Here is a 22,828-nt window from a genome sequence, read left to right as displayed (position 1 = left end):
CGCCGTCGCCTCATCGAGGGGGCTGCGCGCCGGCCGGCAAGATTCCGAGGCCGGCGAGATGCGCGTCGAGAAACTGCTCGACCTGCTGACGCAGCATCTGCGGCGGCACTGCGATCATCCGCTCCTCGAGGCCGAGCGAGATGATGCCATGGACCGCCGAGAACAGCGTGCGCGACAACAGCGCGATCTTCACGTCGTCCGCGTCCGGTAGCACCCGCACCAAAGGCGGATGCATCAGCGCGAAGGCATCCATCACCATCTGCAGGATGTCGTCGGGATAGGGACGGTCGTCCTCCATCCGGTGCTCGAACAGGGAGCGCAGCAGATTGGCGTGCTCGGCGAAGAAATCGAGATAGGTCTCGGCCAGCCCGTAGAGCTGGCGCACCGGATCCTCGGCCGGAACCCCGCGCAGCCGCGCCGTCAGCGCCTGCACCGTCTCCCGGTTGACCGTCAGGATCACCCCGTCGAAGTCGCCGAACTCGTTATAGACACTGCCGATGGAGCAGCCGGCGGCCTCCGCCAGGTCCCGAACCTTCAACGATCTCAATCCTTTAGTCGCAATAATGCTGCGGGCGATCTCCAGGATCTGGAGCCGCCGCCGATTTTTTTTCTGGTCTCGCAGTGATTCTTCTTGAACATTGTTCATTTTCAGGCTACTCACGTGAACATTGTTCAAATTAAACCGGAGACGACCAAAATGCAAACCCTCGCTGTTGATATCGCCACCACTTTCGTCGACGACGCCGCCGCTCTGGTGACCGGACTTGGCCGCGCCCTGCTGCGGTCCGCGATGGCCCCGATCGATCGTATCGCCAATGCCTGCGACATTGCCGGCGTGCTCGCCGAGCGCCGCGCGACGTTCCGGATGTGGCGGGCGAGCCGCGCCCGCGCGCGTCACGAAGGCCGCCGGTTCAGCCTGCTCCGCCGCCTCTCGCCCTTTCGTCACCTCGCCCATCTCACCTGAGGCGGACACAGCCGGCACGTTCCGGTCGGCTCGAATGCAATACCTGGTTGCAAGGAAGGACTTACCATGTCCCGACATTGGCAGCCGTTCCGGACATCCCTGGCGATGCGGTTCAGCCTTTCCTCATCGCCCCACGCGATACCCCGACAGGCGCGCCTCTTCCGCCCGAGCTGCCGTCGCGGCCAGATATTTGCGAACCAAACCAGACCCGTTGGAGACCAACAGGATCAGAGGGACCGAGGGGACTGAGCAGGCGGCGATTGTCGTCACCCTGCCATCGTTCATCCCACATCCTTCCGGTCGTGACGTTTCACTTACAGTGCAAACACCTCAGGCTGCCTTTCCAAAACAGGACTAGTCATGATCAGGGAATTGATGTCGTCACGCCGCTTTGCGCCGCTGTTCTGGGCGCAGTTCTTCTCGGCACTCAATGACAACGTGCTCAAGAACGCACTCGTCATCATCCTGCTTTACAGCGCCGCGACCGGCCACGGCGATGCGCTGGTGACGGTGGCGGGCGCCGTCTTCATCTTCCCCTATTTCATCCTGTCCGGCCTCGGCGGCCAGCTCGCCGACAAATACGTCAAATCCGTCGTCGCTCGGCGGCTCAAATTCGCCGAGATCTTCGCCGCCGCCTTTGCGGCTGCCGGCTTCTTCATGCACTCGGTGCCGCTGCTGTTCGCAGCGCTCGCATTGTTCGGCATCATCGCCGCCCTGTTCGGCCCGGTGAAATATTCCATGCTGCCGGACCAGCTCGAGCTCGGCGAGCTCGCGACCGGCAACGCGCTGGTCGAAGGCGCGACCTTCATGGCCATCCTGCTCGGCACCGTCGCCGGCGGCCAGTTCGTGGCCGGCTCGGCGCATATGGGCTGGGTTGCATCGGCGGTCGTCGTGCTGGCCCTGCTGTCGTGGGCCTTTGCCTCGCGCATTCCGCAAACGACGCCGTCCGCGCCTGATCTGCCCGTCGATGCCAATCCCTGGACCTCGACGGTCAGCCTGCTGAAGACGCTGCATGCCGATCACCGGCTGTGGGACGGCACCGTGATCGTTTCCTGGTTCTGGCTGGTCGGCGCGATCGTGCTGTCGCTGCTGCCGGCGCTGGTGAAGGATGTCGTCGGCGGCACCGAAGGCGTGGTGACGCTGTGCCTTGCGATCTTCGCGATCGGCATCGCCATCGGCTCGCTGTTCGCCGCCAGCCTCAGCCACGTTCGCCCGAACCTCGCGCTGGTTCCGATCGGCGCCATCATCATGGGCTGTGCCGGGCTCGATCTCGCCTGGGCCATCGCCGTGACCACCAAGGGGCAGGACATCACCGCGGCCGACTTTGCAACCTCCTTCGCGGGCTTGCGCATGCTGGCCGACTTCGTCGCCTTCGCATTCGGCGGCGGCCTCTTCGTCGTCCCCTCCTTCGCCGCGGTGCAGGCCTGGTCGGCGCCGAACGAGCGCGCCCGCATCATCGCTGCCGGCAACGTGCTGCAGGCTGCCTTCATGGTGGTCGGCTCGCTGTTCGTCGCGCTGCTGCAGGCGGGCGGGTTGCATGTCGGCTGGATCTTCTTCGGCCTCGGCGTCGCCAGCTTCGGCGCGGTCTGGTTCGTGCTGACCAAGTGGGGCAAGGAGGGCGTCCGCGATTTCGGCGGCCTGCTGTTCCGCGCGCTGTTCCGCACCGAGGTCCGCGGCCTCGAAAACCTGCCGCCTCCGGGCACGCGGATGCTGATTGCGCCGAACCATGTCAGCCTGATCGACGGCCCGCTGCTGCACGCCGTGCTGCCGATCGACGCAAGCTTCGCGGTCGATACCGGCATCTCCAAGGCCTGGTGGGCCAAGCCGTTCCTGCGCGTGGTCAAGCACTACACCATGGACCCGACCAAGCCGCTGGCCGCGCGCGACCTGATCAAGCTGGTTGCCGCCGGCGAACCGGTCGTGATCTTCCCGGAAGGACGCATCACCGTCTCCGGCTCGCTGATGAAGGTCTATGACGGCACTGCGATGATCGCGGACAAGGCCGACGCCGTGGTCGTGCCCGTCCGCATCGAAGGCGCGCAGCGCTCGCATCTCAGCTATCTCAACAGCAGCCAGATCAAGCGCTCCTGGTTCCCGCGGGTGACGGTCACGATCCTGCCGCCGGTCAAGCTCCCGGTCGATCCGGCGCTGAAGGGCAAGGCGCGCCGCAACGCCGCCGGTGCCGCGCTCCAGGACGTCATGATCGACGCCCTCGTCAAGAACGCCATGCTCGACCACACGCTGTTCGAGGCGCTCGGCCACGCCTATCGCGACCGCGACACCGGCAAGGTCATCATCGAGGACGCGCTCGGCACCAAGCTGACCTATCGCAAGCTGATCCTCGGCGCACAGGTTTTGAGCCGCAAGCTCGAGACCGGCACGATGGCCGGCGAAAATGTCGGCGTGCTGCTGCCGAACTCCGCGGGCGTCGCCGTCGTCTTCATGGCGCTGCAGAGCATCGGTCGCGTCCCGGCGATGCTCAACTTCTCCGCCGGCCCGGTCAACGTCCTCGCCGCCATGAAGGCCGCGCAGGTCAATACCGTGCTGACGTCGAAAGCCTTCATCGAGAAGGGCAAGCTCGACAAGCTGATGGCCGCGATCTCCGCCGAGGCGCGCGTCGTCTATCTCGAGGACGTCCGCGCCTCGATCGGCACCGCCGACAAGATCAAGGGCCTGCTCGCCGGCACCGCGCCGCGCGTCGCCCGCGAGGCCAACGATCCGGCCGTCGTGCTGTTCACCTCGGGCTCGGAAGGTACGCCCAAGGGCGTGGTGCTGTCCCACCGCAACATCCTCGCCAACGCGGCGCAGGCGCTGGCGCGTGTGGACGCCAACGCCAATGACAAAGTGTTCAACGTGCTGCCGGTATTCCATTCGTTCGGCCTGACCGGCGGAATGATGATGCCGATGCTCGCGGGCATTCCGATCTACATGTACCCCTCGCCGCTGCACTATCGCATCGTGCCCGAGCTGATCTACCAGACCGGCGCCACGATCCTGTTCGGCACCGACACCTTCCTCTCCGGCTATGCGCGCTCGGCGCATGCCTACGACTTCCGCACCCTGCGCCTGGTGATCGCCGGCGCCGAGGCGGTCAAGGACCGGACGCGCCAGGTGTTCATGGAGCGCTACGGCATCCGCATCCTCGAAGGCTATGGTGTCACCGAGACGGCGCCGGTGCTGGCGATGAACACGCCGATGGCCAACCGTCCCGGCACCGTCGGCCGCCTCTCGCCGCTGATGGAAAGCCGCCTCGATCCGGTCCCCGGCATCGAGGAAGGCGGACGCCTCTCGGTGCGCGGACCGAACGTGATGCTCGGTTACTTGCGGGCCGAAAACCCCGGCGTGCTCGAAGTGCTCCCCGAGGGCTGGCACGACACCGGCGACATCGTGGCGATCGACGCCGCCGGCTTCATCACCATCAAGGGCCGCGCCAAGCGCTTTGCCAAGATCGCGGGCGAGATGGTCTCGCTGTCGGCGGTCGAGAGCATCGCGACCACGCTGTGGCCGCAGGCCGCCTCGGTCGCCGTGTCGATCCCCGACCAGCGCAAGGGCGAGCGTATCGTGCTGCTGACGACGGAGAAGAACGCCGAGCGCAGCGCGATGCAAAGCCAAGCCAAGGCAATCGGCGCATCCGAGCTGACCGTGCCCGCGACGATCATGGTGGTCGACAAGGTGCCGCTGCTCGGCACCGGAAAGACCGACTATGTCACGGCAACGACGATGGCTCGCGAGCAGGCATCCTCGCCGGAGCGCGAGGTTGCGTGAGACCCAACCCATCGCCGTCGCACCGGATGTCCGGCGCGACGGCGTGGTCTTGCTTCACGGCATCGGGATCGGCTCCTGGACGCTGAAGCGGCTCGAACGGACGCTGCAGCGCGACGGCTTCGCGACGCTCAATCTCGACTACGCCAGCCGCAAGAAGCCGCTCGAACAGCTTGCTGAAGATATCCACGCCCCAATCGCCGCCTTTGCCGAGCGGTGCAGCGGCACGATCCACTTCGTCGGCCATTCCATGGGTGGCTTGCTCGCGCGGGTCTATATTGCCAGGCACCGGCCGGCACGGCTCGGCCGCGTGGTGATGCTGGGCACGCCCAACGGCGGCAGCGAGGTCGCCGATCTCCTGAAGGATCTCTCCGTCTACCGCGCGGTTTTCGGACCGGCTGGCCAGCAACTGACGACCATCCCGGCCGCCGTGCTTGCCGACCTGCCGTCGCCCGATTATCCGGTCGGCATCATCGCGGGGTGTCGCACCATCGCGCCGATCGCCTCGGCCTTCGTCCTGCCGCGGCCCAATGACGGCAGGGTTTCCGTCGCGAGCGCGAAGCTGGCCGACATGGCCGACCACATCGTCGTCAAGGCATCTCACACCGGACTGCCGCGCCACAGCGTTGCGATCGAGCAGACGATCGCGTTCCTTCGCGACGGCCGCTTTGCGCCGCTCACCTGAGCAGGAGATAGCGGACCGGATTGTCGTCGCACTGACCTGCCCCGCACTCCAGCACGGTGGACAGCAGGTTTGCGGCAACCAGCAGCGCGAAGATGGCGAACACCGCGCTTGATGTCGGCCCGCGCATCGGCACGGCGCTATCGCGATCGCCGGTCACATCCTTCAGAACGAATATCAGCGCGACATAGCAGACGATGCCGACGGCCGCGACCAGCGCCCAGGTGTAGAAATGCAGCCCCAGGAGGGCCGAGCCATATCCGCGATCGCCGGGCGCGAGATGCAGCGACACCTGCCGCATCGAGATGAAGCCGGTGACGAGGCTGGCGATGAGGATCATCGCATAGTGCGACGGGCGCTCCCCGAGGCGCATGTTGAACAGGAAACCCATGCCGATCGCGGTGAACCCGGCCCGCTGCAGCAGGCAGAGCGGACATGGCAATTCGCCGTGCGCAAGCTGGTAGAAAAAGGCGATCGCCAGCACGAGCGACATCCCGAGCAGCCCGAGCATGTTCAGGATCGCGCCGACCGATGGTTGCTCGCTCATGTCTGCCGTGCCCATCTCGCCCCCGTCAGAACGAGAATTTGAGCGGATCGGTCGCGTGGTGGAAGAACCATGCGACGGTGACGGCGATCGTTGCGCTCCAGAGCGCATAGCCCAGTCCCGCGCGCGAATGCCAGACGCAGCCGCAGACTGCGAGCGCCAGCAAAAAAGGCAGGAACATGTACATGAGCGCGGGCTCCCCAGGCGATTCGCGCAGCGCGCGAACGGCCCAAGAGATACGTCAGCCCCGCATGTCCCTCAAGAGCCGGCCTCGCTGCGCCGCTCCTGCGCGTAACGCACCAGCGCTACGAAACGATAGATGCCGTGCACGAACTTCCCGTAGGGCATGGTGATGAACAACGCGAACACCGCGCCGAGATGCAGCGCCAGCAGCGGCCCCATGGCGGCGGTCTCGCGCAGGATCAGAAGCAGCATCCCGGTGAGACCGGTCAGGAACAGCATGGCGATGAAGCCGACATCCATGCCGTAGCGGTTCTCGTCGAGCAGCGCCGGATCGCGGCGCGTTTTCGCGAGGAACAGGCCAATCGGACCAACGATGAGCCCGATGCCTCCGAGCGTGCCAAGCACCACGGGCAGATCCCACACCGGATACGGCGCCTCCCGGCCAAGCAGATAGTGGTACAGCGTCGCCACCGATGTCGCGGCGAAGCACAGCAGGAAGCCGTAGAACGTCAAATGATGGAAAAGCTTGCGCCGGTCGGTCGGCTTGTCGTCCTCGTTGTAGCAGCCAACGCCGCCGCCATGGAGATAGCGCAGCTCGCCAGCGTCGCGGATCGCCTGAAAGATCGAGCCCCCGTCGGCGCGTCCGCCGATCGGCGTACCGATGTCGCGCCAGAACGCGCGCACGCTCATGACCAGCGCGAGAATGGCATAGAGGAAGGCGGCGCTGAACAACGCGGCCATCGCATTATGCGGCATCAGTTTGTAGAACGCGCCGGGGCCGGTATGCACGCCGAACAGCACGCTGCGGTCGTTGAGGGCGGCAAAGCCGAAGATGAAGGCCGCCATGCTCAGCGCGGTGATGATGCTGATGACGAGCCCGTTGCGCGCGAACGCGCCCGACAGCGCCTGCGGCCAGGCATACGCCGCATAGGACTCGGCGCGCGCCACCGCGAGCGTCTTCGGAACGTTGACGTTGAACTCGTGCGGCGGCGAGAACTGGCAGTCGACGTAGCAGGCGCCGCAGGAATGACAGAGGTTGGCGAGATAGTTGAGATCGCCATCGGAGAAGGCGCGCCGCATCTCCATCGCGGGAAACACCGCGCAAAGACCCTCGCAGTAGCGGCAGGAATTGCAGACCGTCATCAGACGATCGGCTTCGTCCAAAATTCTAGTTCCGTGCATGTTTCGCCGCTTCCCGTCCCGCGATCCGCCCGAACACGCTGCCGATGGTCATGCCCATGCCGGCGGCATAGCCCTTGCCGAGCACGTTGCCGGCCATGATCTCGCCGGCCGCGAACATGTTGGCCGAGGGCTTGCCGTCAGCCATCAGCATCCGCGCCTCCTTGTTCACGCGCGTGCCGAGATAGGTGAAGGTGATGCCGGGCCGCACCGGATAGGCAAGATAGGGCGGCGTCTCGATCCGCCGCGCCCAGTGCGTCTTCGGCGGCGTGATGCCTTCGGTCACGCAGTCGTCAAGGACCGTATGATCGAACGTGCCGGGCCTCACCGCAGCGTTGAATTCGGTGATGGTCTTTTCCAGCGCAGCCGGATCGAGCTCGAGCTTGCCGGCGAGTTCGGCGATGGTCTGGCCTGCGATCGGCGGGAACAGCGTCGGCATGAAGCTGGTCACCACGGTCGAATCGAAAATGATGTAGGCGATCTGGTCCGGCTGCGCCGCGACCAGCCGGCCCCAGATCGCGTAGCGCTTCGGCCAGATGTCCTCGCCCTCGTCATAGAAGCGCTGGGCGTGCTTGTTGACGACGATGCCGAACACGACGGAGTCGTGGCGCGTGATGATGCCGCCATCGAATTTCGGCGCGCGGGCGTCGATCGCAACCGCGTGGCACTGGGTGGGATCGCCGACCTCCTGGACGCCCTTGTCGAGCAGCATCTTCAGGATCGAGCCGCGGTTATAGGGCGTGCCGCGGATCAGGAAATTGTCGGCGGCCTCGCCCCAATATTGCTTCAGCCATTCGATGTTGGCCTCGAACCCGCCCGCCGCGGCCACGAGAGAGGTCGCGCGGATCTCGGTCTTGCCCCTGATCGGCCGCTTCAGGCGCGCGGCGAGGAACATGCCGTCCTCGATCACGAGGTCGGTGACTTCGGCATCGTATTCGACGTCGACGCCGAGACGTTCGGCGGTCAGATACAGCGCGTTGAGCATTGCGCGGCCGCCGCCGAGGAAGAAGGAATTGGTCCGGCCGAGGCTCAGCGTGCCGCCGAGCGAGGGTTGCCAGCGCACGCCCTGCTCCACGATCCAGTTCAGGATGTCCTTGGACTCGCGGATCATGTGGCGCGCAAGCACCTCGTCGGTCTGCCCGCCGGTGACGCGCAGCAAATCCTCCCAGAACTCGTCCTCGGTATAGGGGCCGGTCAGGATTTCGGTGGCGGCATCATGGGCGCAGCGCATGTTGCGGGTGTGGCGGGTGTTGCCGCCGCGATAGAATTTTGGCGCGCCTTCGAGCACGAGAACGGAAGCGCCGCCGCGGCGCGCCGAGATCGCCGCGCACAGCGCCGCGTTGCCGCCGCCGATCACCAGCACGTCGTATTTGCTGCTCATGCCGTCTGCCCGATGCGACGAAGTTAGAGACATTCTGCCCGCCGGCGGCCTTGGTCAATCGCACCGCCATTGCGTACTTTTGTATACAAAGATATACAATACGGACGCAAGCGCCATCTCTGCATGGGCAGGGTGCGCCCTGCGCTGCGAGGGAACATGGCCAAGCGCCCGGCAAAGGCAGGCGGATCGATCGCGCGCGGCGCCGGCGTCGCGCTGGGCGAAGCCGTATTCCGTTCGCTGTGCGAGGCGCTCCAGGCCGGCAGTTACCGCGCCGGCGATCGCCTCCGCGAGGAGGAGGTGGCGCAGCGGCTGAAGGTCAGCCGCACGCCGGTGCGGGAAGCGCTGGGCCGGCTTGCCGCGCGCGGCTTCGTCGAGCCCGCTGGCGGGCGCGGGCTGATCGTGCGCAACCTCGACATTTCCGAGGTGCTCGAGCTCTACGCCATGCGCGAGATCATGGAAGGCGCCGCCGCGCGCCTTGCCGCCGAGCATGCTTCAGTGCCGGAGGTCGATGCCCTCAGGGATATCGAGCAGGCCTTTGTCGAGGCGTCGGTGACAGATGCCGCCGAGATGGCGAAGCTCAACCGCACCTTCCACGAGGCGATCTGCCGTGCCGCGCGCAACCGTTATCTCGACAATGCCTCGCGCGAATTGCAGGACTGGATCGCCCTGCTCGGCCCGACCACTTTCACCATCACCGGCCGTCCCTCGACCAGCCACGCCGAGCACCAGGCCATCATCGACGCCATCAGCGCGCGCGACGGCGACAAGGCCGAGCAACTCGCACGCGCGCATATCCGCGAGGCGCTGCGCTGCCGGCTGAAGCTGCTGCAGAAACAGTAGCGCTTACGCCAGCACGTCCGCAGCGATCGCCTTCGTGATATCCCGTACATCGCTGGGCTTGAGCCGCACCTGCAAGCCACGCTGGCCGCCGTTGAGATAGACGAGGTCATGCACGAGCGCGCTCTGCTCGATCACGGTGGCTACCTGCTTGCGCTGCCCGAACGGGCTGATCCCGCCGACCTTGTAGCCGGTGAGGCGCTCGGCCTCGGGCGGCTTCATCATCTGCGCCGACTTGCCGCCCGCGGTTGCGGCGAGCTTCTTCATCGAGACTTCCTGGTCGGAAGGAACGACGACGCAAACCGGCTTGCCGTCCACCAGCGCCATCAGCGTCTTGAGGACGCGCGCGGGATCCTCGCCGAGCGCGGCGGCCGCCTGCAGGCCGATGCTCTCGGCGTCAGGATCGTAGTCGTAGGTATGGACGGTGAACGCGACACCGGCGGCCGTGAGCGCGCGCGTGGCGGGAGTGACTTTGGACATGGATCATGTCTACCACCGTCATTGCGAGGAGCGAAGCGACGAAGCAATCCAGAATCCCGCCACGGAGACAGCCTGGATTGCTTCGCTTCGCTCGCAATGACGATGTGGGGACAGATGCTCGCCCAAACACTCAGCCCTCGCCCCGGCGTAGACCGGGACGACACCGAGGTCGCGGCCTACTCTGCCGCGTCCCGCATCTCGGCGCGCTCGGCCCTCACCGCGCAGAACTTGAATTCCGGAATCTTGCCGAACGGATCGAGCGCCGGGTTGGTCAAGAGGTTCGCCGCTGCTTCCGCGTAGCAGAACGGCATGAACACCATGTTCTCGGGCACGTCACGGTCCGAGCGGACCTTGACCTCGACGGCGCCGCGGCGGGTCTCTAGACGAATGAAATCGCCGGGCATGAGCTTCTTCCTGCGCATATCCTTCGGCGACATGAACGCGACCGCCTCGGGCTCGATCTGGTCGAGCACCTGCGCGCGGCGCGTCATCGAGCCGGTGTGCCAATGCTCCAGCACGCGGCCGGTCGAGAGCACCATCGGATATTCGTCGTCGGGCACTTCGTCCGGCGGAATGACATGGGCCGGCACGATCTTGCCGCGACCACTGGCGGTCGGGAAGCCTGTGGTGAAGATGATTTCATTGCCGGGCTTGTTCGGATCGTCGGCCGGATAGGTCACCGCGCCTTCGCGCACCAGCCGCTCCCAGCTGATGTTCTTCAGCGACGGCATCAGCTCCGCCATCTCGGTGTAGACATCGCCGGGGCCGGAATAATTCCAGGGCAGGCCCATGCGCTTGCCGATCTCCTGGATGATCCAGAGATCCTGGCGCGCGTCGCCCGGCGGCTTGATCACCTGGCGCGCGAGCTGCACGCGGCGATCGGTGTTGGTGAAGGAGCCCTCCTTCTCCGCGAAGGCCGAGGCCGGCAGGATCACGTCGGCGTGGAACGCGGTCTCGGTGACGAAGAGATCCTGCACCACGAGATGATCGAGCATCGCGAGCGCCTGGCGCGCGTGCTGCAGATCCGGGTCGGACATCGCGGGGTTTTCGCCCTCGATATACATGCCCTTGATCTCGCCGGCGTGGATGGCATTCATGATCTCGACCACGGTCAGGCCGCGGACGGGATCGAGATCCTGCTTCCACAGCTTCTCGAACGCGCCGCGCATGTCGTCGCGGCCGACCGGCTGATAGTCCGGCAGGAACATCGGGATCAGGCCGGCGTCGGAGGCGCCCTGCACGTTGTTCTGGCCGCGCAGCGGATGCAGGCCGGTACCGGGACGGCCGACCTGGCCGGTGATCAACGCCAGCGCAATCAGGCAGCGCGCATTGTCGGTGCCGTGGACGTGCTGGCTGATGCCCATGCCCCAGAAGATGATCGCGGATTTTGCGCGCGCATAGGTTCGCGCCACCTCGCGCAGCGTCTGCGCCGGGATGCCGCAGATCGCCTCCATCTTCTCCGGCGTGAACTCCTTGATCTTCTCCTTGAGGTCCTCGAAGCCTTCGGTGTAGCCGGCGATGTATTGATCGTCGGTCAGGCCTTCGGTGATGATCGTGTTGATCATCGCGTTCATCATGGCGACGTCGGAGCCCGGCTTGAACTGCAGATGCTGGGTCGCGTGGCGCGACAGGGACTGCCGGCGCGGGTCCATCACGAACAGCTTGGCGCCGTTCTGCTTGACCGCGTTCTTGATGAAAGTCGCGGCGACCGGATGGTTCACGGTCGGATTGGCGCCGATCACGATGATGACCTCGGCATCCATCGCAGCCGAGAACGGCGCCGACACCGCGCCTGAGCTCAGGCCCTCGAACAGCGCCGCCACCGACGAGGCGTGGCACAGACGGGTGCAGTGATCGACATTGTTCGAACCAAAGCCGGTGCGCACCAGCTTCTGGAACAGATAGGCCTCTTCGTTCGAGCCCTTGGCCGAGCCGAAGCCCGCCAGCGCCTTCACGCCCTTCTCGTCGCGGATCTTGACGAGGCCCTTGGCGGCGACGTCGAGCGCCTCTTCCCAGCTCGCTTCGCGGAAATGGGTAAAGGGATTGGCGGGATCGACCTGGTCGTTGGAATCCTTCTTCGCATTCGGCAGCCGCACCAGCGGCTTAGTCAAGCGATGCGGATGGTGGATGTAATCGAAACCGAAGCGGCCCTTCACACAGAGACGGTTGTGATTGGCGGGGCCGTCGCGGCCCTCGGCATAAATCACCTTCTCGTCCTTGACCTCGTAGGTCACCTGACAGCCGACGCCGCAGAACGGGCAGAGCGAATCCACCTTCCTGTCCGCGTAGGTGACGCGGGTCTGCTTGTCATCCAGCATCACGGCCGGCATCAGCGCGCCGGTCGGGCAGGCCTGCACGCATTCGCCGCAGGCCACGCACGTGGACTCGCCCATGGGATCGTCGAAGTCGAACACGATCTTGGCGCCGGCATTGCGGTAGGCCATGCCGATGACGTCGTTGACCTGGACCTCGCGGCAGGCGCGCACGCAGAGGCCGCACTGGATGCAGGCATCGAGATTGACGCGCATCGCCGGATGGCTGGCGTCGGTCTCCCAGCGCTCGGCGGCGGGGAAGCGGCTCTCGGTGACGCCCGTCGTCTCCGCCCAGTGCCAGAACTTCGAATCCGGATCGTGCGATGTCTCGCGTGCCGGCTGGTCGGCGACGAGCAGCTCCATCACCATCTTCTGCGCCGACACCGCACGCGCGCTCTCGGTCTTCACCTTCATGCCGACCGCCGGCGTGCGTTTGCAGGATGCGGCCAGCACGCGCTCGCCCTCGATCTCGACCATGCAGGCGCGGCAATTGCCGTCGGGGCGATAGTCGGGCGCGGGCGAATAGCACAGATGCGGGATCTCGCGGCCCTGGCGCTTGGCGACCTGCCAGATCGTCTCGCCGGGATTGGCCTCGACCCGCTTGCCGTCGAGCTCGAACGTAATCTTGGTCATTCGGCCGCTTCCTTGAACTCGTCAGGGAAATATTTGATCACGGAGGACAGCGGATTCGATGCCGCCTGTCCGAGCCCGCAGATCGAGGCATCGCGCATCGCCTGGCTCAATTCTTCCAGCAAGGCGCGGTTCCAGACCGGCCTCTGCATCAGCAGCGCCGCCTTCTGGGTTCCGACGCGGCACGGCGTGCACTGGCCGCAGCTCTCGTCCTCGAAGAACTTCATCAGGTTCAGCGCCGCCGCGCGCACGCTGTCCTGCTGCGACAGGACCACAACCGCGGCCGAGCCGATGAAGCAGCCGTATTTCTCCAGCGTGCCGAAATCGAGCGGAATGTCGTCCATCGATGCCGGCAGGATGCCGCCGGACGCGCCGCCCGGCAGATACGCGTAGAATTGATGGCCATCGGCCATGCCGCCGCAAAATTCGTCGATCAGCTCGCGGATGGTGACGCCCGCAGGCGCGAGCTTGACGCCCGGCTCCTTGACGCGGCCGGAGACCGAGTAGCTGCGCAGGCCGCTGCGGCCATTGCGCCCCTGCGATTTCCACCAGGATGCGCCCTTCTCGACGAGATCGCGCACCCAGAACAGCGTTTCGAGATTGTTGATCAGGGTCGGCAGGCCGAACAGACCGACCTGGAACGGATAGGGCGGCTTGTGCCGCGGCAGGCCGCGCTTGCCCTCGATGCTTTCGAGGAGGGCGGATTCCTCGCCGCAGATGTAGGCGCCAGCACCGCGCCGAATATGGATGTTGGGACCGCCCGGCGGCAGCTTGGCAATCTCGATCGGCGCCAGCTTGAGCGCCGCCGGATACTCGTCACGCAGGTAGATGTAGACGTCCGCGGCGTCGATGACATGCGCGGCGATCAGCGTGCCCTCGATCAGGCGATGCACGTCGCGAAGCATGTAGAAGCGGTCCTTGAACGTCCCGGGCTCGCCTTCGTCGGCATTGACGACCATCAGACGCGGGCCGGGTTCGCCGAGCACGGCGCGCCATTTGCGTCCCGTGGGGAAGCCGGCGCCGCCCAGCCCGCGAAGGCCGGAATCGTCGAGGACCTTGAGAATGTCCTCCTTGCTGACCTTGCCGGCGCGAAGATCGCCCAACAGCTTGTAGCCGCCGTCCTTCACATAGGCGTCGTAGTCGACATAGGACGGGATGATCGGATGGATTTCGCCGCGGCCGGCGGTTGCGAGCACTTCGGCCTTGGTCGCCTTCAGCACGTAGTGATGCCCGACTTCAGCCACCGGCGCACTGTCGCAGAAGCCGACGCACGGCGCGCGCACGACGCGAATGCCGGGGCCGGCGGAGTCCTGCAGCTCTTCCAGAAGCTTCTCGGCTCCCATCATCGCGCAAGTGATGGAGTCGCAGACACGGATCGTCAGCGGCGCGATGTCAGGCTCGCCTTCCTTTACGATATCAAAATGGGCGTAGAAGGTCGCGGTCTCGAACACTTCGGCGAAGGCGAGCTTCATCTCGTCGGCAAGCGCAGCAAGATGCGCGGCCGAGATCTGGTGATACTTGTCCTGGATCAGGTGGAGATATTCGATCAGGAGATCACGCCGCCGCGGGCGATCGCCGAGCAATTGCTCGATCTCGTGCGCGGCATTCGGATCGACCTGCCGGCCCTTGGGCGTGGCCTTGGCGCGCCGGCGCCCCTCGCCCGGATGCTCGAATTCCCTGACCTTGTGAACTTCGTCGTTGCTGCTCATGGAAACGTCGCGTTCTCCTCAAAAGCGCGATGACCTCGGGACGGGATTGCCATCGCGATCCGCCCTTATTTCCAGACCTGGCAATCGGGAACCGCGTAACTCGCGTCCCCTAAATCAGGTCTCATTCCACGTAACTCTAGCTTCTGGTATACCAGACGCCAAGCAAATTTAGAACGTCTCTACAATCATTCAGGGGCGGGCAGCCGCCCTGCCACGCCCCTCTACGCGAGTTGATCGCGGAACCCTCCTCAGGTCTTGTTCATGCAATCTTCGATGTAGAACCAGCGGTCGTCACCGGCGAGGCCCTTGGTCTTTACCTCACCGCGACACGCCTTCAGCTTCGGCCTGTTGGCCGACCACTTGGCCTTCATGTCCTTCAGCTTCTGCATGGTGAGCTTGATCTTGCCGGGCTTGGCCTCGGTCGTTGCGGCGGGCGCTGCCGGTGCCGTCGCGGTCTGTGCGGATGCGGCATGAAGACCGGCAACAAGCAAAACGGCCGCAAGGCAAATTCGGGTGCGATGCATTTTAATCCCCTAAGTCCCATTCTTGATGATGTCTGAAAGGCAAGCGCCGCGGGACGCGCTGACGGGCATCCCGCGGCTGTGTCGATGGCGATCAGAAGATCTTGACCGCGCTCTCCAGCGTCTTCCAGACACCCCAGAGCAGGGGAACGCCGACGAAGGCCCAGAACAACGCCGCCTTGGCGTCAAGGCCGCCAAACCCGATGCCGTAGGAGCCGTGCGGCCCCGCAGCGGCGGCGCTGGCGCTCGCCGCCTGCAACTTGGCGACGTCGGCCTCCTTCATGTGCCACTTCGAATCGACCGGCTTGATCAGGTAGTTGCAGATCAGGCCCGCGATCAGCATCGCACAGAGGATGTACATGGTGGTGTTGTAGAGCTGGTCGCGCGGCACGCCCGCCGCGAGCTGGAACTCGCGGATGTAGTTGACCACGACGGGGCCGATGATGCCCGCGGTGGACCAGGCCGTCAGCAGCCGGCCATGGATGGCGCCGACGAACTGGGTCCCGAACATGTCGGCGAGATAGGCCGGCACGGTCGCGAAGCCTCCGCCATACATCGACAGGATGATGCCGAAGCCGAGCACGAAGAGCAGCTTCGAGCCCATCGCCGCGAAGGTCGGCGCCAGAGCGTAGAGCACGATGCCGAGGATGAAGAACGTATAGTAGGTGTTCTTGCGTCCGATCTTGTCCGACAGCGACGCCCAGAAGAAACGGCCGCCGATGTTGAACAGCGACAGCAATCCGGCAAAGCCCGCGGCGATCGCCGCGATCTGCGCCTTCTGCCCCGCATCGAGCGCGTTGAAGCCGACGTCCGGCAGACCGATCAGCTTGCCGGCGAATATCTCCTGAAGCATGGGCGAGGCCATGCCGATCACGCCGATGCCGGCCGACACGTTCAAGCACAGCACCCACCAGATCAGCCAGAACTGCGGCGTCTTGTGCGCGTCGTTGAGATGAACGTTGTTCTTCGAGATCATCGCGTTGGCCTTGACCGGCGGAGTCCAGCCCTCGGGCTGCCAGCCGGGCGGCGGCAGGCGATAGCGGAAGGCGCCGATCATCATGAACACGAAGTAGATCACGCCCATCGCGACGAAGGTCTCCCAGACGCCGACCGAGGTCGGGCTCTTGAAGTAGTTCATCAGGAGGTTCGCCAGCGGCGCGCCGATCATGGCGCCACCGCCGAAGCCCATGATGGCCATGCCGGTCGCCATGCCGCGGCGGTCCGGAAACCACTTCACCAGCGTCGACACGGGCGAGATATAACCAAGGCCGAGGCCGACGCCGCCGATCACACCCGAACCCAGCCACAACAGCCAGAGCTGGTGGGTGTAGACGCCGATCGCACCGAGGAAGAGGCCGCCGCACCAGCACAGCGCCGAGACGAAGCCGGCCTTGCGCGGACCCACACGCTCCAGCCAGCCGCCCCAGACCGCAGCAGCGATACCGAGCAGCACGAAGAACAGCGTGTACATCCATCCCATGCTGGCGACCTTCCAGTCGCAGCTGGTCGTGAACAGCTCCTGCAACAGCGAGATGTCCCCGCAGGTCTTGGGCGCGGTCAATCCGATCGCGCGGGACAGCGGCAGCCAGAACACCGAGAAGCCGTAGGCCATGCCGATGCAGAGATGGATGCACAGCGCCGCGGGCGGCACCAGCCAGCGATTGAAGCCGGCGGTCGCGATCGTCCGCTCGCGATCAAGAAAGCCCGCGCCGGCGCCTGAAAGTGTTCCAGCGCTCTCGATTGTTGACATGTAGTCCTCCCCTGCAGCCACCCTTCTGAGCAGCCTGCCGCTACTATCCTGGTCCTCAGCCCGTTGCGGAGCAGCTGTTGTCCCTGCCGCTCCGCACAATCATCCGACACGCGCCAGGATCGTCACGCGCATCCGAAAAGTTAACCCCTGAAGCGGGGCTCTATGCCGATACACCGTGCAGGCTTCTGACGCGTGGCCCCTTCGTCCGCGTATCGCAGACAAGACTCAACCTCCGCGTCCGCACGGAGAAAGTCAATTGGGGCAGAAGCCATGCTTGATGTCGATAGACAAAAGGTAGGTATCAGCAGAGTGACCGCGCACTACGAGCGCAGCGCACCATTCGTTTTCTCTATCGAACCATCGAGTTTTTCTATCAAGAACACGATGCGCGCCTCGTTGCGCTCCGTGATCTCCACCGTGTCGCCCGTCTCGCGGATCAGGTTCGGAATGTCAATCACCGACAGCGGATCGGTGCAGAGCACTTCGAGCTGATCGCCCGGCTGCAACGGCTTCAGCGCCTTGCGCGTCTTCAGCGCGGGCAGCGGGCACTTCAGCCCGGTGAGATCGAGTGTCGTTCTTGTCTTCATTCTAGTCATGGGCGCAACATGACGAGGCGAGGCGATGGCGTCAACGCGAGCGCTCAGAGCAAGTCTGCATAGGACAAAAAACCTACGCCCTGTCCTGGCTCGACGCGAACGATGTCCTCGCCGAGTTCGATCAGGCCGTCGGTCTCGACCAGGGACGACAACAGTCCCGCCCCTTCGCGCGGGAATTTGACTGCTTCCAGCGCGCCGTCTTCTCCGCGCCGCAACGAGGCGCGAACATATTCGCGGCGGCCGATCTTCTTCTTGTAGGCGAATGCCGCGCGCACCGGGATCGGCAACAGCGGCTCGGGCCGGCCACCGGCCAGCGCCAGCACCGTCGGTCGCACCACGTGGACGAAGGTGACAAAGCTTGCGACGGGATTGCCGGGCAATCCGATCAGCGGCGTGCCGTCGATGATACCCATCGCCACGGGACGGCCGGGCTTGATCGCCATCCGCCACAGCACCAGCGAGCCGATGCTCTCGACCGCCGCCTTGACGTGGTCCTCCTCACCGGTCGAGACGCCGCCGGTGGTGAGGACCAGGTCATGCGCGCCCGCAACCTGCTTCAATCCATTTGCGAGCGAAGTGCGCTCGTCGCGCAAGATGCCGAGATCAGAGACCTCGCAGCCGAGCCGGCGCAGCATCGCCATCAACATGAAGCGGTTGGAATCGAACAGCTGCGATGCGGCGCGCGGTTCGCCGGGCGAGGCCAGCTCATCGCCAGTCGAAAACACCGCGACGCGAATGCGCCTGACGACATCGAGCTTGGTCAGGCCGAACGCCGCAGCAAGCGCGACATGTTGCGGCCGCAGCCGCTGGCCGGCATGCAGCGCGATGCGCCCCTTGGGAATGTCCTCGCCTGCAGGACGGACATTCGCGCCGGGTTTCAACCCCGGCGGCAGCACGATCTTGCCAGACTCATCGATACGCACGTCTTCCTGCATGAAGACGGTCCCGGCCTCCGGCGGCATCGGCGCGCCGGTAAAGATGCGCGCGGTATGGCCGGGCTTGATCGGCGCATGCGCGGCGCCGCCGGCCTGGATCCGGCCGTCGAGCGGCAACGCCTGCTCGGCGCTATCAGGAAGATCGGCGTTGCGCACGGCATAGCCATCAACGGCAGAGTTGGTGAAGGGCGGCAGCGGCAGCGGCGCCGCCACGTCGCGCGCGAGCACGCGCCCGTCCGCATCGACCAGCGCCACCGTCTCGAGATCGGCGATCGCGTTGACACGCGTAGTGATCAGGCCAACGGCCTCGTCGACCGACATCATCGGTCCGCCGAAGGCAAAACAATCGTCCGACAGTTGCGCCATGGTGCCTCGTCAGCGCATCGCGGTGCTTTTGGCCACCGCTTCCTCGACCGGCATCGCCGCGCGCAGCAGCAATTTCGCGGCAGCCTCGATATCGTCGAGATGGACAGTCGGCAGCCGCGTGTCAATCGCCACATCGGTCGCGATCCCGGCAATCCCGGGATCGTCCGGAAACAGCAGCGGCTTCCCGTTGGCGGCGCGGTGCACCTCGATCTTGCGATGCGGCTCGCGCTTGAAGCCCTCGACCACGACCAGATCGACAGCCGACAGCTTGCTCAATAGTTCCGGCAGCCGCGGCTCCGCCGCGCCGCGGAGCTCATGCATCAGGGCCCAGCGGCTCGACGAGGCCACCAGCACCTCGGCCGCACCCGCCTCGCGATGCCGCCAGGAATCCTTGCCGGGCACGTCGACGTCGAACTGGTGATGTGCATGCTTGATGACGGAGACGCGCAGCCCCTGCGCGTTGAAATGCGGGATCAACCGCGTCAACAGCGTGGTCTTGCCCGCACCGCTCCAGCCTGCAAGGCCGATGACTTTCATAACCGTTCGATCTCCGCCAACGGCTCACCAGCCGATGGAACCTCCGGCCTCTCCCCGTCATTGCGAGCGTAGCGAAGCAATCCAGACTGTCTCCGCGGAAAGATTCTGGATTGCTTCGCTTCGCTCGCAATGACGAACCGAGGCATTTCACCCATTTCCCGCCATGCTTATATCGGCTTGCCCCGAATGTCATGCTAACGTCACGGCCATGATGAAGATCGACAAAGCCCCGGTGCCCCTGATCGTCCCCAACCCGGACGACCCGCGCCTGACCCAGAGCGTGACCGGGACCGACCAGACCGGCGCCAAGGTCGAGATCAAGGTGCCGATGGAGCGCCCGCTGACGCTCTATCTGAATGCGCAGGAGATCGTCACCATGATGACGATCGGCGACTATCCGGAATATCTGGCCCTCGGCTACCTGCTGAACCAGAACATGCTGAAATATAATGACGCGGTCACCGAGGTCGAATACGACGACGACCTCCAGGTCGTCGTCGTGCGCACCGAGCACCACACCAATTTCGAGGCCAAGCTGAAGAAGCGCACCCAGACCTCGGGCTGCGCGCAGGGCACCGCCTTCGGCGATCTCCTGGAGGCCGTCGAGAGCGTCGCGCTGCCCAAGGCCGAACTGCGCACCTCCTGGCTCTACCAGATGACGCAGACCATCAACACCATGCCGTCGCTGTATCTCGAGGCCGGTGCGATCCATGGCTGCGTGCTGTGCAGGGAGGGCGAGCCGCTCTGCTACACCGAGGACGTCGGCCGCCACAACGCGGTCGACAAGATCGCGGGCTGGATGTATCGCCATGGCGTCGATGCGTCCGACAAGATCCTCTACACCACCGGACGGCTCACCTCGGAGATGGTGATCAAGACGGTGCGCATGGGCATTCCGATCCTGGTGTCGCGCTCCGGCTTCACCGCATGGGGCGTCGATCTCGCAAGGCAGGTCGGGCTGACGCTGGTCGGCCGCACCCGCGGCAAACGCTTCATCGCGCTCGCCGGCGAAGAGCGCATCGTCTACGACCAGAACCTCGCTTACGTCGAGGAGGAATCGGCGAAGCACAAGCGCAAGGGTGAAGGTGGTGACGACTGAGGTTCCGGCCACACAGGGTGTGCTGCTCGCCGGCGGCCTGGCGCGCCGCATGGGCGGCGGCGACAAGCCGATGCGCACCATCGGCGGCCGCACCATTCTGGAGCGCGTGATCGCGCGCCTGTCGCCCCAATGCAGCGGGCTGATCCTCAATGCCAATGGCGATCCCGCGCGCTTCGCCGCGTTCGGCTTGCAGGTCATTGCCGACGACGTGCCCGGCTTCCCCGGCCCGCTCGCGGGCATCTTGGCCGCGCTCGACTGGACCGCTGCGAACCGGCCGGAGATCGAATGGGTGCTCAGCGCCGCCGGCGACTGCCCGTTCCTGCCGCGCGATCTCGTCGCGCGCCTGCACGAGGCGCGCGCGCGGGAGAACGCACAGCTCGCAGTCGCGGCATCCGGCGATCAGTCGCATCCGGTGATCGGCCTGTGGCGCGTCGCCTTGCGCAACGAGCTGCGTCACGCGCTGGTGGTCGAGGACCTCCGGAAGATCGACCGCTGGACCGCACGCTATCCGCTGGCGACTGTGACATGGCCGGCCGAGCCGCTCGATCCGTTCTTCAATGCCAACACGGTCGAGGACATCGCCGAGGCTGAACGGCTCGCGGCGCTGGATGATGCGGCTTGAGCCGCCTTACGATTTTGGAAACTCGTTGAGCAGTTGCGCCCAGATGATCGCGAAGGCGATCAGGCCGGCAACACCGACCAGGGTGGTGAACCGCGGCAGCCGGTTGATCGCGACCAGCAGCCAGGCCGGCAGGAAGAACAGCCCAAAGATCATGCCGAGCGGAAACACCGCGAGCCATTGAAAGCCGCTGCCGTCACCGGGCGGCACATGCGCGATGAAATAGAAGGTGTAGAGCCAGAACAGCGTCCCGGCCGCCGCGACGAGGGCGGCGATCTTGCGGAAATTGACGGGTGCTGGCGCGGTCATGGCTTGGCTCATGGTCCTTGGTCGCAGCGGCCGCCATCCGAGTTCATGGACATCGAACCGGGCGGATGCCGGTGGCGACTACTAATCGGGACATTGCCCGGATCAGCCATGGCCGACTCGCTCCTGGATGCCATCTTCACGGTCGTCGATTTCGTGTTCGATCTCTCGGAAACGATCGATCGCACGAAGCGGCTGAGCAAGCCTGACATCGTCGAGGTCCCGCCGGACCCGAAGCCGCTGCCGCCCGCGGCACAGCGTGCGCTCGCGGAGGCCGAGGAGCGCGAGCGCGCCGTTCAGGCCGCCAGCGGCACCGACCACGCGTCGTAGCCGTAGACCCAGCTCGTATCGGTTCGCTCTTTCAGCCAGATATTGGCGCGCGAGGTCTCCTGCACCCGCGTCGTGCGCGGCTTGCGCGTCGCCTCGAAACGGCGGAATGCATCCGCGACACCGTCACGATCGACGCCGTCGAGGCAGCGCGACAGCACGGCGGCGTCCTCGATCGCCATCGCCGCGCCCTGCGCCATATAGGGCGTCATGGGGTGGCAGGCATCGCCGAGCAGCGTCACCTTGCCGTCGGCCCAGCACTCCAGCGCATCGCGATCCATGATCGCCCATTTGTGCACGTCGGGGCATGCCGACAGCACCTGACCCACTTGCGGATGAAAGCCTTCGAACGAGGCGCGCAGATCGCGCACGTCACCCTTCGCCGACCAGGACTCGATGCGGAAGTTGGGCTCGGGCTGGCTGGTGACGAGATAGACCTCGCTGCGATCGGGCTTGACGTAATAGATCACGATGTGACGGTCCTCGCCCCACCATTTCGTGCAGTCGTCGATCCTCTCACCACCGAGCAGCGCGGCGGGATAGGTGGTGCGATAGGCGATGCGGCCGGTGAACTTCACGGGCGCTGTGTCGAACAGGATATCACGCACCGCGGAATGGACGCCATCGGCGCCGACCACCGCATCGGCAACTGTGCTGGTGCCATCGGCAAAGCTGAGCCGGACGCCCTCGCCCGTCTCGTCGAGACCGACCAGCTTGTGGTTCAGCCTCACGACCCCATCCGGCACGGCACTCGCCAGCGCCGCATGGAGATCGCCGCGATGGGCCAGCAGATAAGGCGCGCCGAATTTCTCCTCCGCGCTCTCGCCAAAGATCATGTCGAACTTGATGTCGCCGCTCCTCCAGTCGCGGTTGTTCCAGGAGCGCGGATAGAACGCGTGCGCGCGCATCCGCTGCTCGAGACCAAGTTCGCGCAGCACCTTCATGGCATTGCAGCCGATCTGGATGCCGGCGCCGATGCGGGCGAATTGGGAGGCCTGCTCGTAGACCATCACGTCGATGCCGACGCGCCTGAGCGCCGCGGCCGTCGCGAGCCCACCCATCCCGGCACCGACGATCGCAACCGAAAGCGGCCTTGCCATCGTGTCCCC

The 22,828-nt window shown here is 65.3% G+C and carries 21 protein-coding genes; 6 read left to right on the top strand and 15 right to left on the bottom strand.

Features of this window, described 5'->3' with window-relative positions:
* Nucleotides 1-10 precede the first annotated feature (10 nt).
* Entirely contained in the window at nucleotides 11-646 is a 636-nt protein-coding gene (locus VGR99_RS08550; protein WP_326897904.1) for a TetR/AcrR family transcriptional regulator, read from the bottom strand.
* A gap of 678 nt (nucleotides 647-1,324) precedes the next feature.
* Between VGR99_RS08550 and VGR99_RS08540 the strand changes: the two genes are divergently transcribed.
* Together VGR99_RS08540 and VGR99_RS08535 are read left to right on the top strand one after the other, a co-directional pair.
* Nucleotides 1,325-4,729 carry an acyl-[ACP]--phospholipid O-acyltransferase gene (locus VGR99_RS08540; protein ID WP_326897902.1) on the top strand — a complete coding sequence of 1,135 codons (3,405 nt, stop codon included), beginning with the start codon at nucleotides 1,325-1,327 and terminating at the stop codon, nucleotides 4,727-4,729.
* Nucleotides 4,722-5,411, top strand: a complete 690-nt coding sequence (locus tag VGR99_RS08535) for an esterase/lipase family protein (RefSeq protein WP_326897901.1) — start codon at nucleotides 4,722-4,724, stop codon at nucleotides 5,409-5,411. Before VGR99_RS08540 ends, VGR99_RS08535 begins: the two co-directional genes overlap by 8 nt.
* Here VGR99_RS08535 and VGR99_RS08530 read toward each other — a convergent pair.
* The 4 genes from VGR99_RS08530 to tcuA all read right to left on the bottom strand — a co-directional run bounded on the left by VGR99_RS08530 (nucleotide 5,404) and on the right by tcuA (nucleotide 8,695).
* Entirely contained in the window at nucleotides 5,404-5,955 is a 552-nt protein-coding gene (locus VGR99_RS08530) for a disulfide bond formation protein B (protein WP_326897900.1), read from the bottom strand. The genes VGR99_RS08535 and VGR99_RS08530 overlap by 8 nt on opposite strands.
* A gap of 25 nt (nucleotides 5,956-5,980) precedes the next feature.
* Nucleotides 5,981-6,139, bottom strand: coding sequence for a DUF5993 family protein (locus VGR99_RS08525; protein WP_326897899.1), 159 nt, complete (start codon nucleotides 6,137-6,139; stop codon nucleotides 5,981-5,983).
* 71 nt (nucleotides 6,140-6,210) lie between these two features.
* Nucleotides 6,211-7,317 (bottom strand): tricarballylate utilization 4Fe-4S protein TcuB, encoded by a 1,107-nt coding sequence (gene tcuB, locus VGR99_RS08520; protein WP_326897898.1) that lies wholly within the window; start codon nucleotides 7,315-7,317, stop codon nucleotides 6,211-6,213.
* On the bottom strand, nucleotides 7,304-8,695 hold the full coding sequence (gene tcuA, locus VGR99_RS08515; protein ID WP_326897897.1) for an FAD-dependent tricarballylate dehydrogenase TcuA: 1,392 nt from the start codon (nucleotides 8,693-8,695) through the stop codon (nucleotides 7,304-7,306). The genes tcuB and tcuA overlap by 14 nt, the downstream gene beginning before the upstream one ends.
* Nucleotides 8,696-8,851: 156 nt before the next feature.
* Here tcuA and VGR99_RS08510 point away from each other — a divergent pair, with 156 nt between their 5' ends.
* Complete coding sequence (locus VGR99_RS08510) at nucleotides 8,852-9,535, top strand: GntR family transcriptional regulator (RefSeq protein WP_326897896.1); 684 nt, start codon at nucleotides 8,852-8,854, stop codon at nucleotides 9,533-9,535.
* Between the two features lie 3 nt (nucleotides 9,536-9,538).
* Here the strand turns inward: VGR99_RS08510 and ybaK are convergent, their stop codons facing one another.
* The 8 genes from ybaK to mobB all read right to left on the bottom strand — a co-directional run bounded on the left by ybaK (nucleotide 9,539) and on the right by mobB (nucleotide 19,368).
* Nucleotides 9,539-10,012 (bottom strand): Cys-tRNA(Pro) deacylase, encoded by a 474-nt coding sequence (gene ybaK / locus VGR99_RS08505; protein ID WP_326897895.1) that lies wholly within the window; start codon nucleotides 10,010-10,012, stop codon nucleotides 9,539-9,541.
* Nucleotides 10,013-10,188: 176 nt separating this feature from the next.
* Complete coding sequence (gene fdhF, locus VGR99_RS08500) at nucleotides 10,189-12,957, bottom strand: formate dehydrogenase subunit alpha (RefSeq protein ID WP_326897894.1); 2,769 nt, start codon at nucleotides 12,955-12,957, stop codon at nucleotides 10,189-10,191.
* Nucleotides 12,954-14,663, bottom strand: coding sequence for an NADH-ubiquinone oxidoreductase-F iron-sulfur binding region domain-containing protein (locus VGR99_RS08495; RefSeq protein WP_326897892.1), 1,710 nt, complete (start codon nucleotides 14,661-14,663; stop codon nucleotides 12,954-12,956). Before VGR99_RS08495 ends, fdhF begins: the two co-directional genes overlap by 4 nt.
* A gap of 248 nt (nucleotides 14,664-14,911) precedes the next feature.
* Nucleotides 14,912-15,187, bottom strand: a complete 276-nt coding sequence (locus tag VGR99_RS08490; protein WP_326897891.1) for a hypothetical protein — start codon at nucleotides 15,185-15,187, stop codon at nucleotides 14,912-14,914.
* A gap of 91 nt (nucleotides 15,188-15,278) precedes the next feature.
* The gene (locus VGR99_RS08485; protein WP_326897890.1) at nucleotides 15,279-16,934 is read right to left on the bottom strand and encodes an OFA family MFS transporter; all 1,656 of its coding nucleotides are present in this window, start codon (nucleotides 16,932-16,934) and stop codon (nucleotides 15,279-15,281) included.
* Nucleotides 16,935-17,254: 320 nt separating this feature from the next.
* Nucleotides 17,255-17,530, bottom strand: coding sequence for a sulfurtransferase TusA family protein (locus VGR99_RS08480; protein ID WP_326897889.1), 276 nt, complete (start codon nucleotides 17,528-17,530; stop codon nucleotides 17,255-17,257).
* A 44-nt stretch (nucleotides 17,531-17,574) separates the two neighbouring features.
* Nucleotides 17,575-18,831, bottom strand: coding sequence for a gephyrin-like molybdotransferase Glp (gene glp, locus VGR99_RS08475; protein WP_326897888.1), 1,257 nt, complete (start codon nucleotides 18,829-18,831; stop codon nucleotides 17,575-17,577).
* A 9-nt stretch (nucleotides 18,832-18,840) separates the two neighbouring features.
* On the bottom strand, nucleotides 18,841-19,368 hold the full coding sequence (gene mobB, locus VGR99_RS08470; protein ID WP_326897887.1) for a molybdopterin-guanine dinucleotide biosynthesis protein B: 528 nt from the start codon (nucleotides 19,366-19,368) through the stop codon (nucleotides 18,841-18,843).
* 208 nt (nucleotides 19,369-19,576) lie between these two features.
* Here mobB and fdhD point away from each other — a divergent pair, with 208 nt between their 5' ends.
* A complete protein-coding gene (gene fdhD / locus VGR99_RS08465) occupies nucleotides 19,577-20,467 on the top strand; it encodes a formate dehydrogenase accessory sulfurtransferase FdhD (protein ID WP_326897886.1) in 891 nt (296 codons plus the stop codon).
* Nucleotides 20,448-21,089: a molybdenum cofactor guanylyltransferase MobA gene (gene mobA / locus VGR99_RS08460; protein ID WP_326897885.1), complete on the top strand. Its 642-nt coding sequence runs from the start codon at nucleotides 20,448-20,450 to the stop codon at nucleotides 21,087-21,089. The genes fdhD and mobA overlap by 20 nt, the downstream gene beginning before the upstream one ends.
* A gap of 6 nt (nucleotides 21,090-21,095) precedes the next feature.
* Here mobA and VGR99_RS08455 read toward each other — a convergent pair whose 3' ends face one another.
* Complete coding sequence (locus VGR99_RS08455; RefSeq protein ID WP_326897884.1) at nucleotides 21,096-21,395, bottom strand: hypothetical protein; 300 nt, start codon at nucleotides 21,393-21,395, stop codon at nucleotides 21,096-21,098.
* Nucleotides 21,396-21,503: 108 nt separating this feature from the next.
* Between VGR99_RS08455 and VGR99_RS08450 the strand changes: the two genes are divergently transcribed.
* Entirely contained in the window at nucleotides 21,504-21,722 is a 219-nt protein-coding gene (locus tag VGR99_RS08450) for a hypothetical protein (protein WP_326897883.1), read from the top strand.
* On the opposite strand, the gene VGR99_RS08445 is transcribed toward VGR99_RS08450, so the two are convergent.
* On the bottom strand, nucleotides 21,689-22,819 hold the full coding sequence (locus tag VGR99_RS08445) for an FAD-dependent monooxygenase (protein ID WP_326897882.1): 1,131 nt from the start codon (nucleotides 22,817-22,819) through the stop codon (nucleotides 21,689-21,691). The two genes, VGR99_RS08450 and VGR99_RS08445, sit on opposite strands and share 34 nt — an antisense overlap.
* Nucleotides 22,820-22,828 lie beyond the last annotated feature (9 nt).

The organism is Bradyrhizobium sp. (genome assembly GCF_035935975.1).
Taxonomy (GTDB): domain Bacteria; phylum Pseudomonadota; class Alphaproteobacteria; order Rhizobiales; family Xanthobacteraceae; genus Bradyrhizobium.
Note: the sequence above shows the minus strand (reverse complement) of the source record. Positions and strands in the feature narration are given on the sequence as shown.

What these genes read in the sequence shown, in the direction of transcription:
- VGR99_RS08550 (WP_326897904.1), bottom strand. Translation starts at nt 646, where the DNA reads ATGAACAATGTTCAAGAAGAATCACTGCGAGACCAGAAAAAAAATCGG.
- VGR99_RS08540 (WP_326897902.1), top strand. Translation starts at nt 1,325, where the DNA reads ATGATCAGGGAATTGATGTCGTCACGCCGCTTTGCGCCGCTGTTCTGG.
- VGR99_RS08530 (WP_326897900.1), bottom strand. Translation starts at nt 5,955, where the DNA reads ATGAGCGAGCAACCATCGGTCGGCGCGATCCTGAACATGCTCGGGCTG.
- VGR99_RS08525 (WP_326897899.1), bottom strand. Translation starts at nt 6,139, where the DNA reads ATGTACATGTTCCTGCCTTTTTTGCTGGCGCTCGCAGTCTGCGGCTGC.
- tcuB (WP_326897898.1), bottom strand. Translation starts at nt 7,317, where the DNA reads ATGCACGGAACTAGAATTTTGGACGAAGCCGATCGTCTGATGACGGTC.
- tcuA (WP_326897897.1), bottom strand. Translation starts at nt 8,695, where the DNA reads ATGAGCAGCAAATACGACGTGCTGGTGATCGGCGGCGGCAACGCGGCG.
- VGR99_RS08510 (WP_326897896.1), top strand. Translation starts at nt 8,852, where the DNA reads ATGGCCAAGCGCCCGGCAAAGGCAGGCGGATCGATCGCGCGCGGCGCC.
- ybaK (WP_326897895.1), bottom strand. Translation starts at nt 10,012, where the DNA reads ATGTCCAAAGTCACTCCCGCCACGCGCGCGCTCACGGCCGCCGGTGTC.
- fdhF (WP_326897894.1), bottom strand. Translation starts at nt 12,957, where the DNA reads ATGACCAAGATTACGTTCGAGCTCGACGGCAAGCGGGTCGAGGCCAAT.
- VGR99_RS08495 (WP_326897892.1), bottom strand. Translation starts at nt 14,663, where the DNA reads ATGAGCAGCAACGACGAAGTTCACAAGGTCAGGGAATTCGAGCATCCG.
- VGR99_RS08490 (WP_326897891.1), bottom strand. Translation starts at nt 15,187, where the DNA reads ATGCATCGCACCCGAATTTGCCTTGCGGCCGTTTTGCTTGTTGCCGGT.
- VGR99_RS08485 (WP_326897890.1), bottom strand. Translation starts at nt 16,934, where the DNA reads ATGTCAACAATCGAGAGCGCTGGAACACTTTCAGGCGCCGGCGCGGGC.
- VGR99_RS08480 (WP_326897889.1), bottom strand. Translation starts at nt 17,530, where the DNA reads ATGACTAGAATGAAGACAAGAACGACACTCGATCTCACCGGGCTGAAG.
- glp (WP_326897888.1), bottom strand. Translation starts at nt 18,831, where the DNA reads ATGGCGCAACTGTCGGACGATTGTTTTGCCTTCGGCGGACCGATGATG.
- mobB (WP_326897887.1), bottom strand. Translation starts at nt 19,368, where the DNA reads ATGAAAGTCATCGGCCTTGCAGGCTGGAGCGGTGCGGGCAAGACCACG.
- fdhD (WP_326897886.1), top strand. Translation starts at nt 19,577, where the DNA reads ATGATGAAGATCGACAAAGCCCCGGTGCCCCTGATCGTCCCCAACCCG.
- VGR99_RS08455 (WP_326897884.1), bottom strand. Translation starts at nt 21,395, where the DNA reads ATGACCGCGCCAGCACCCGTCAATTTCCGCAAGATCGCCGCCCTCGTC.
- VGR99_RS08450 (WP_326897883.1), top strand. Translation starts at nt 21,504, where the DNA reads ATGGCCGACTCGCTCCTGGATGCCATCTTCACGGTCGTCGATTTCGTG.
- VGR99_RS08445 (WP_326897882.1), bottom strand. Translation starts at nt 22,819, where the DNA reads ATGGCAAGGCCGCTTTCGGTTGCGATCGTCGGTGCCGGGATGGGTGGG.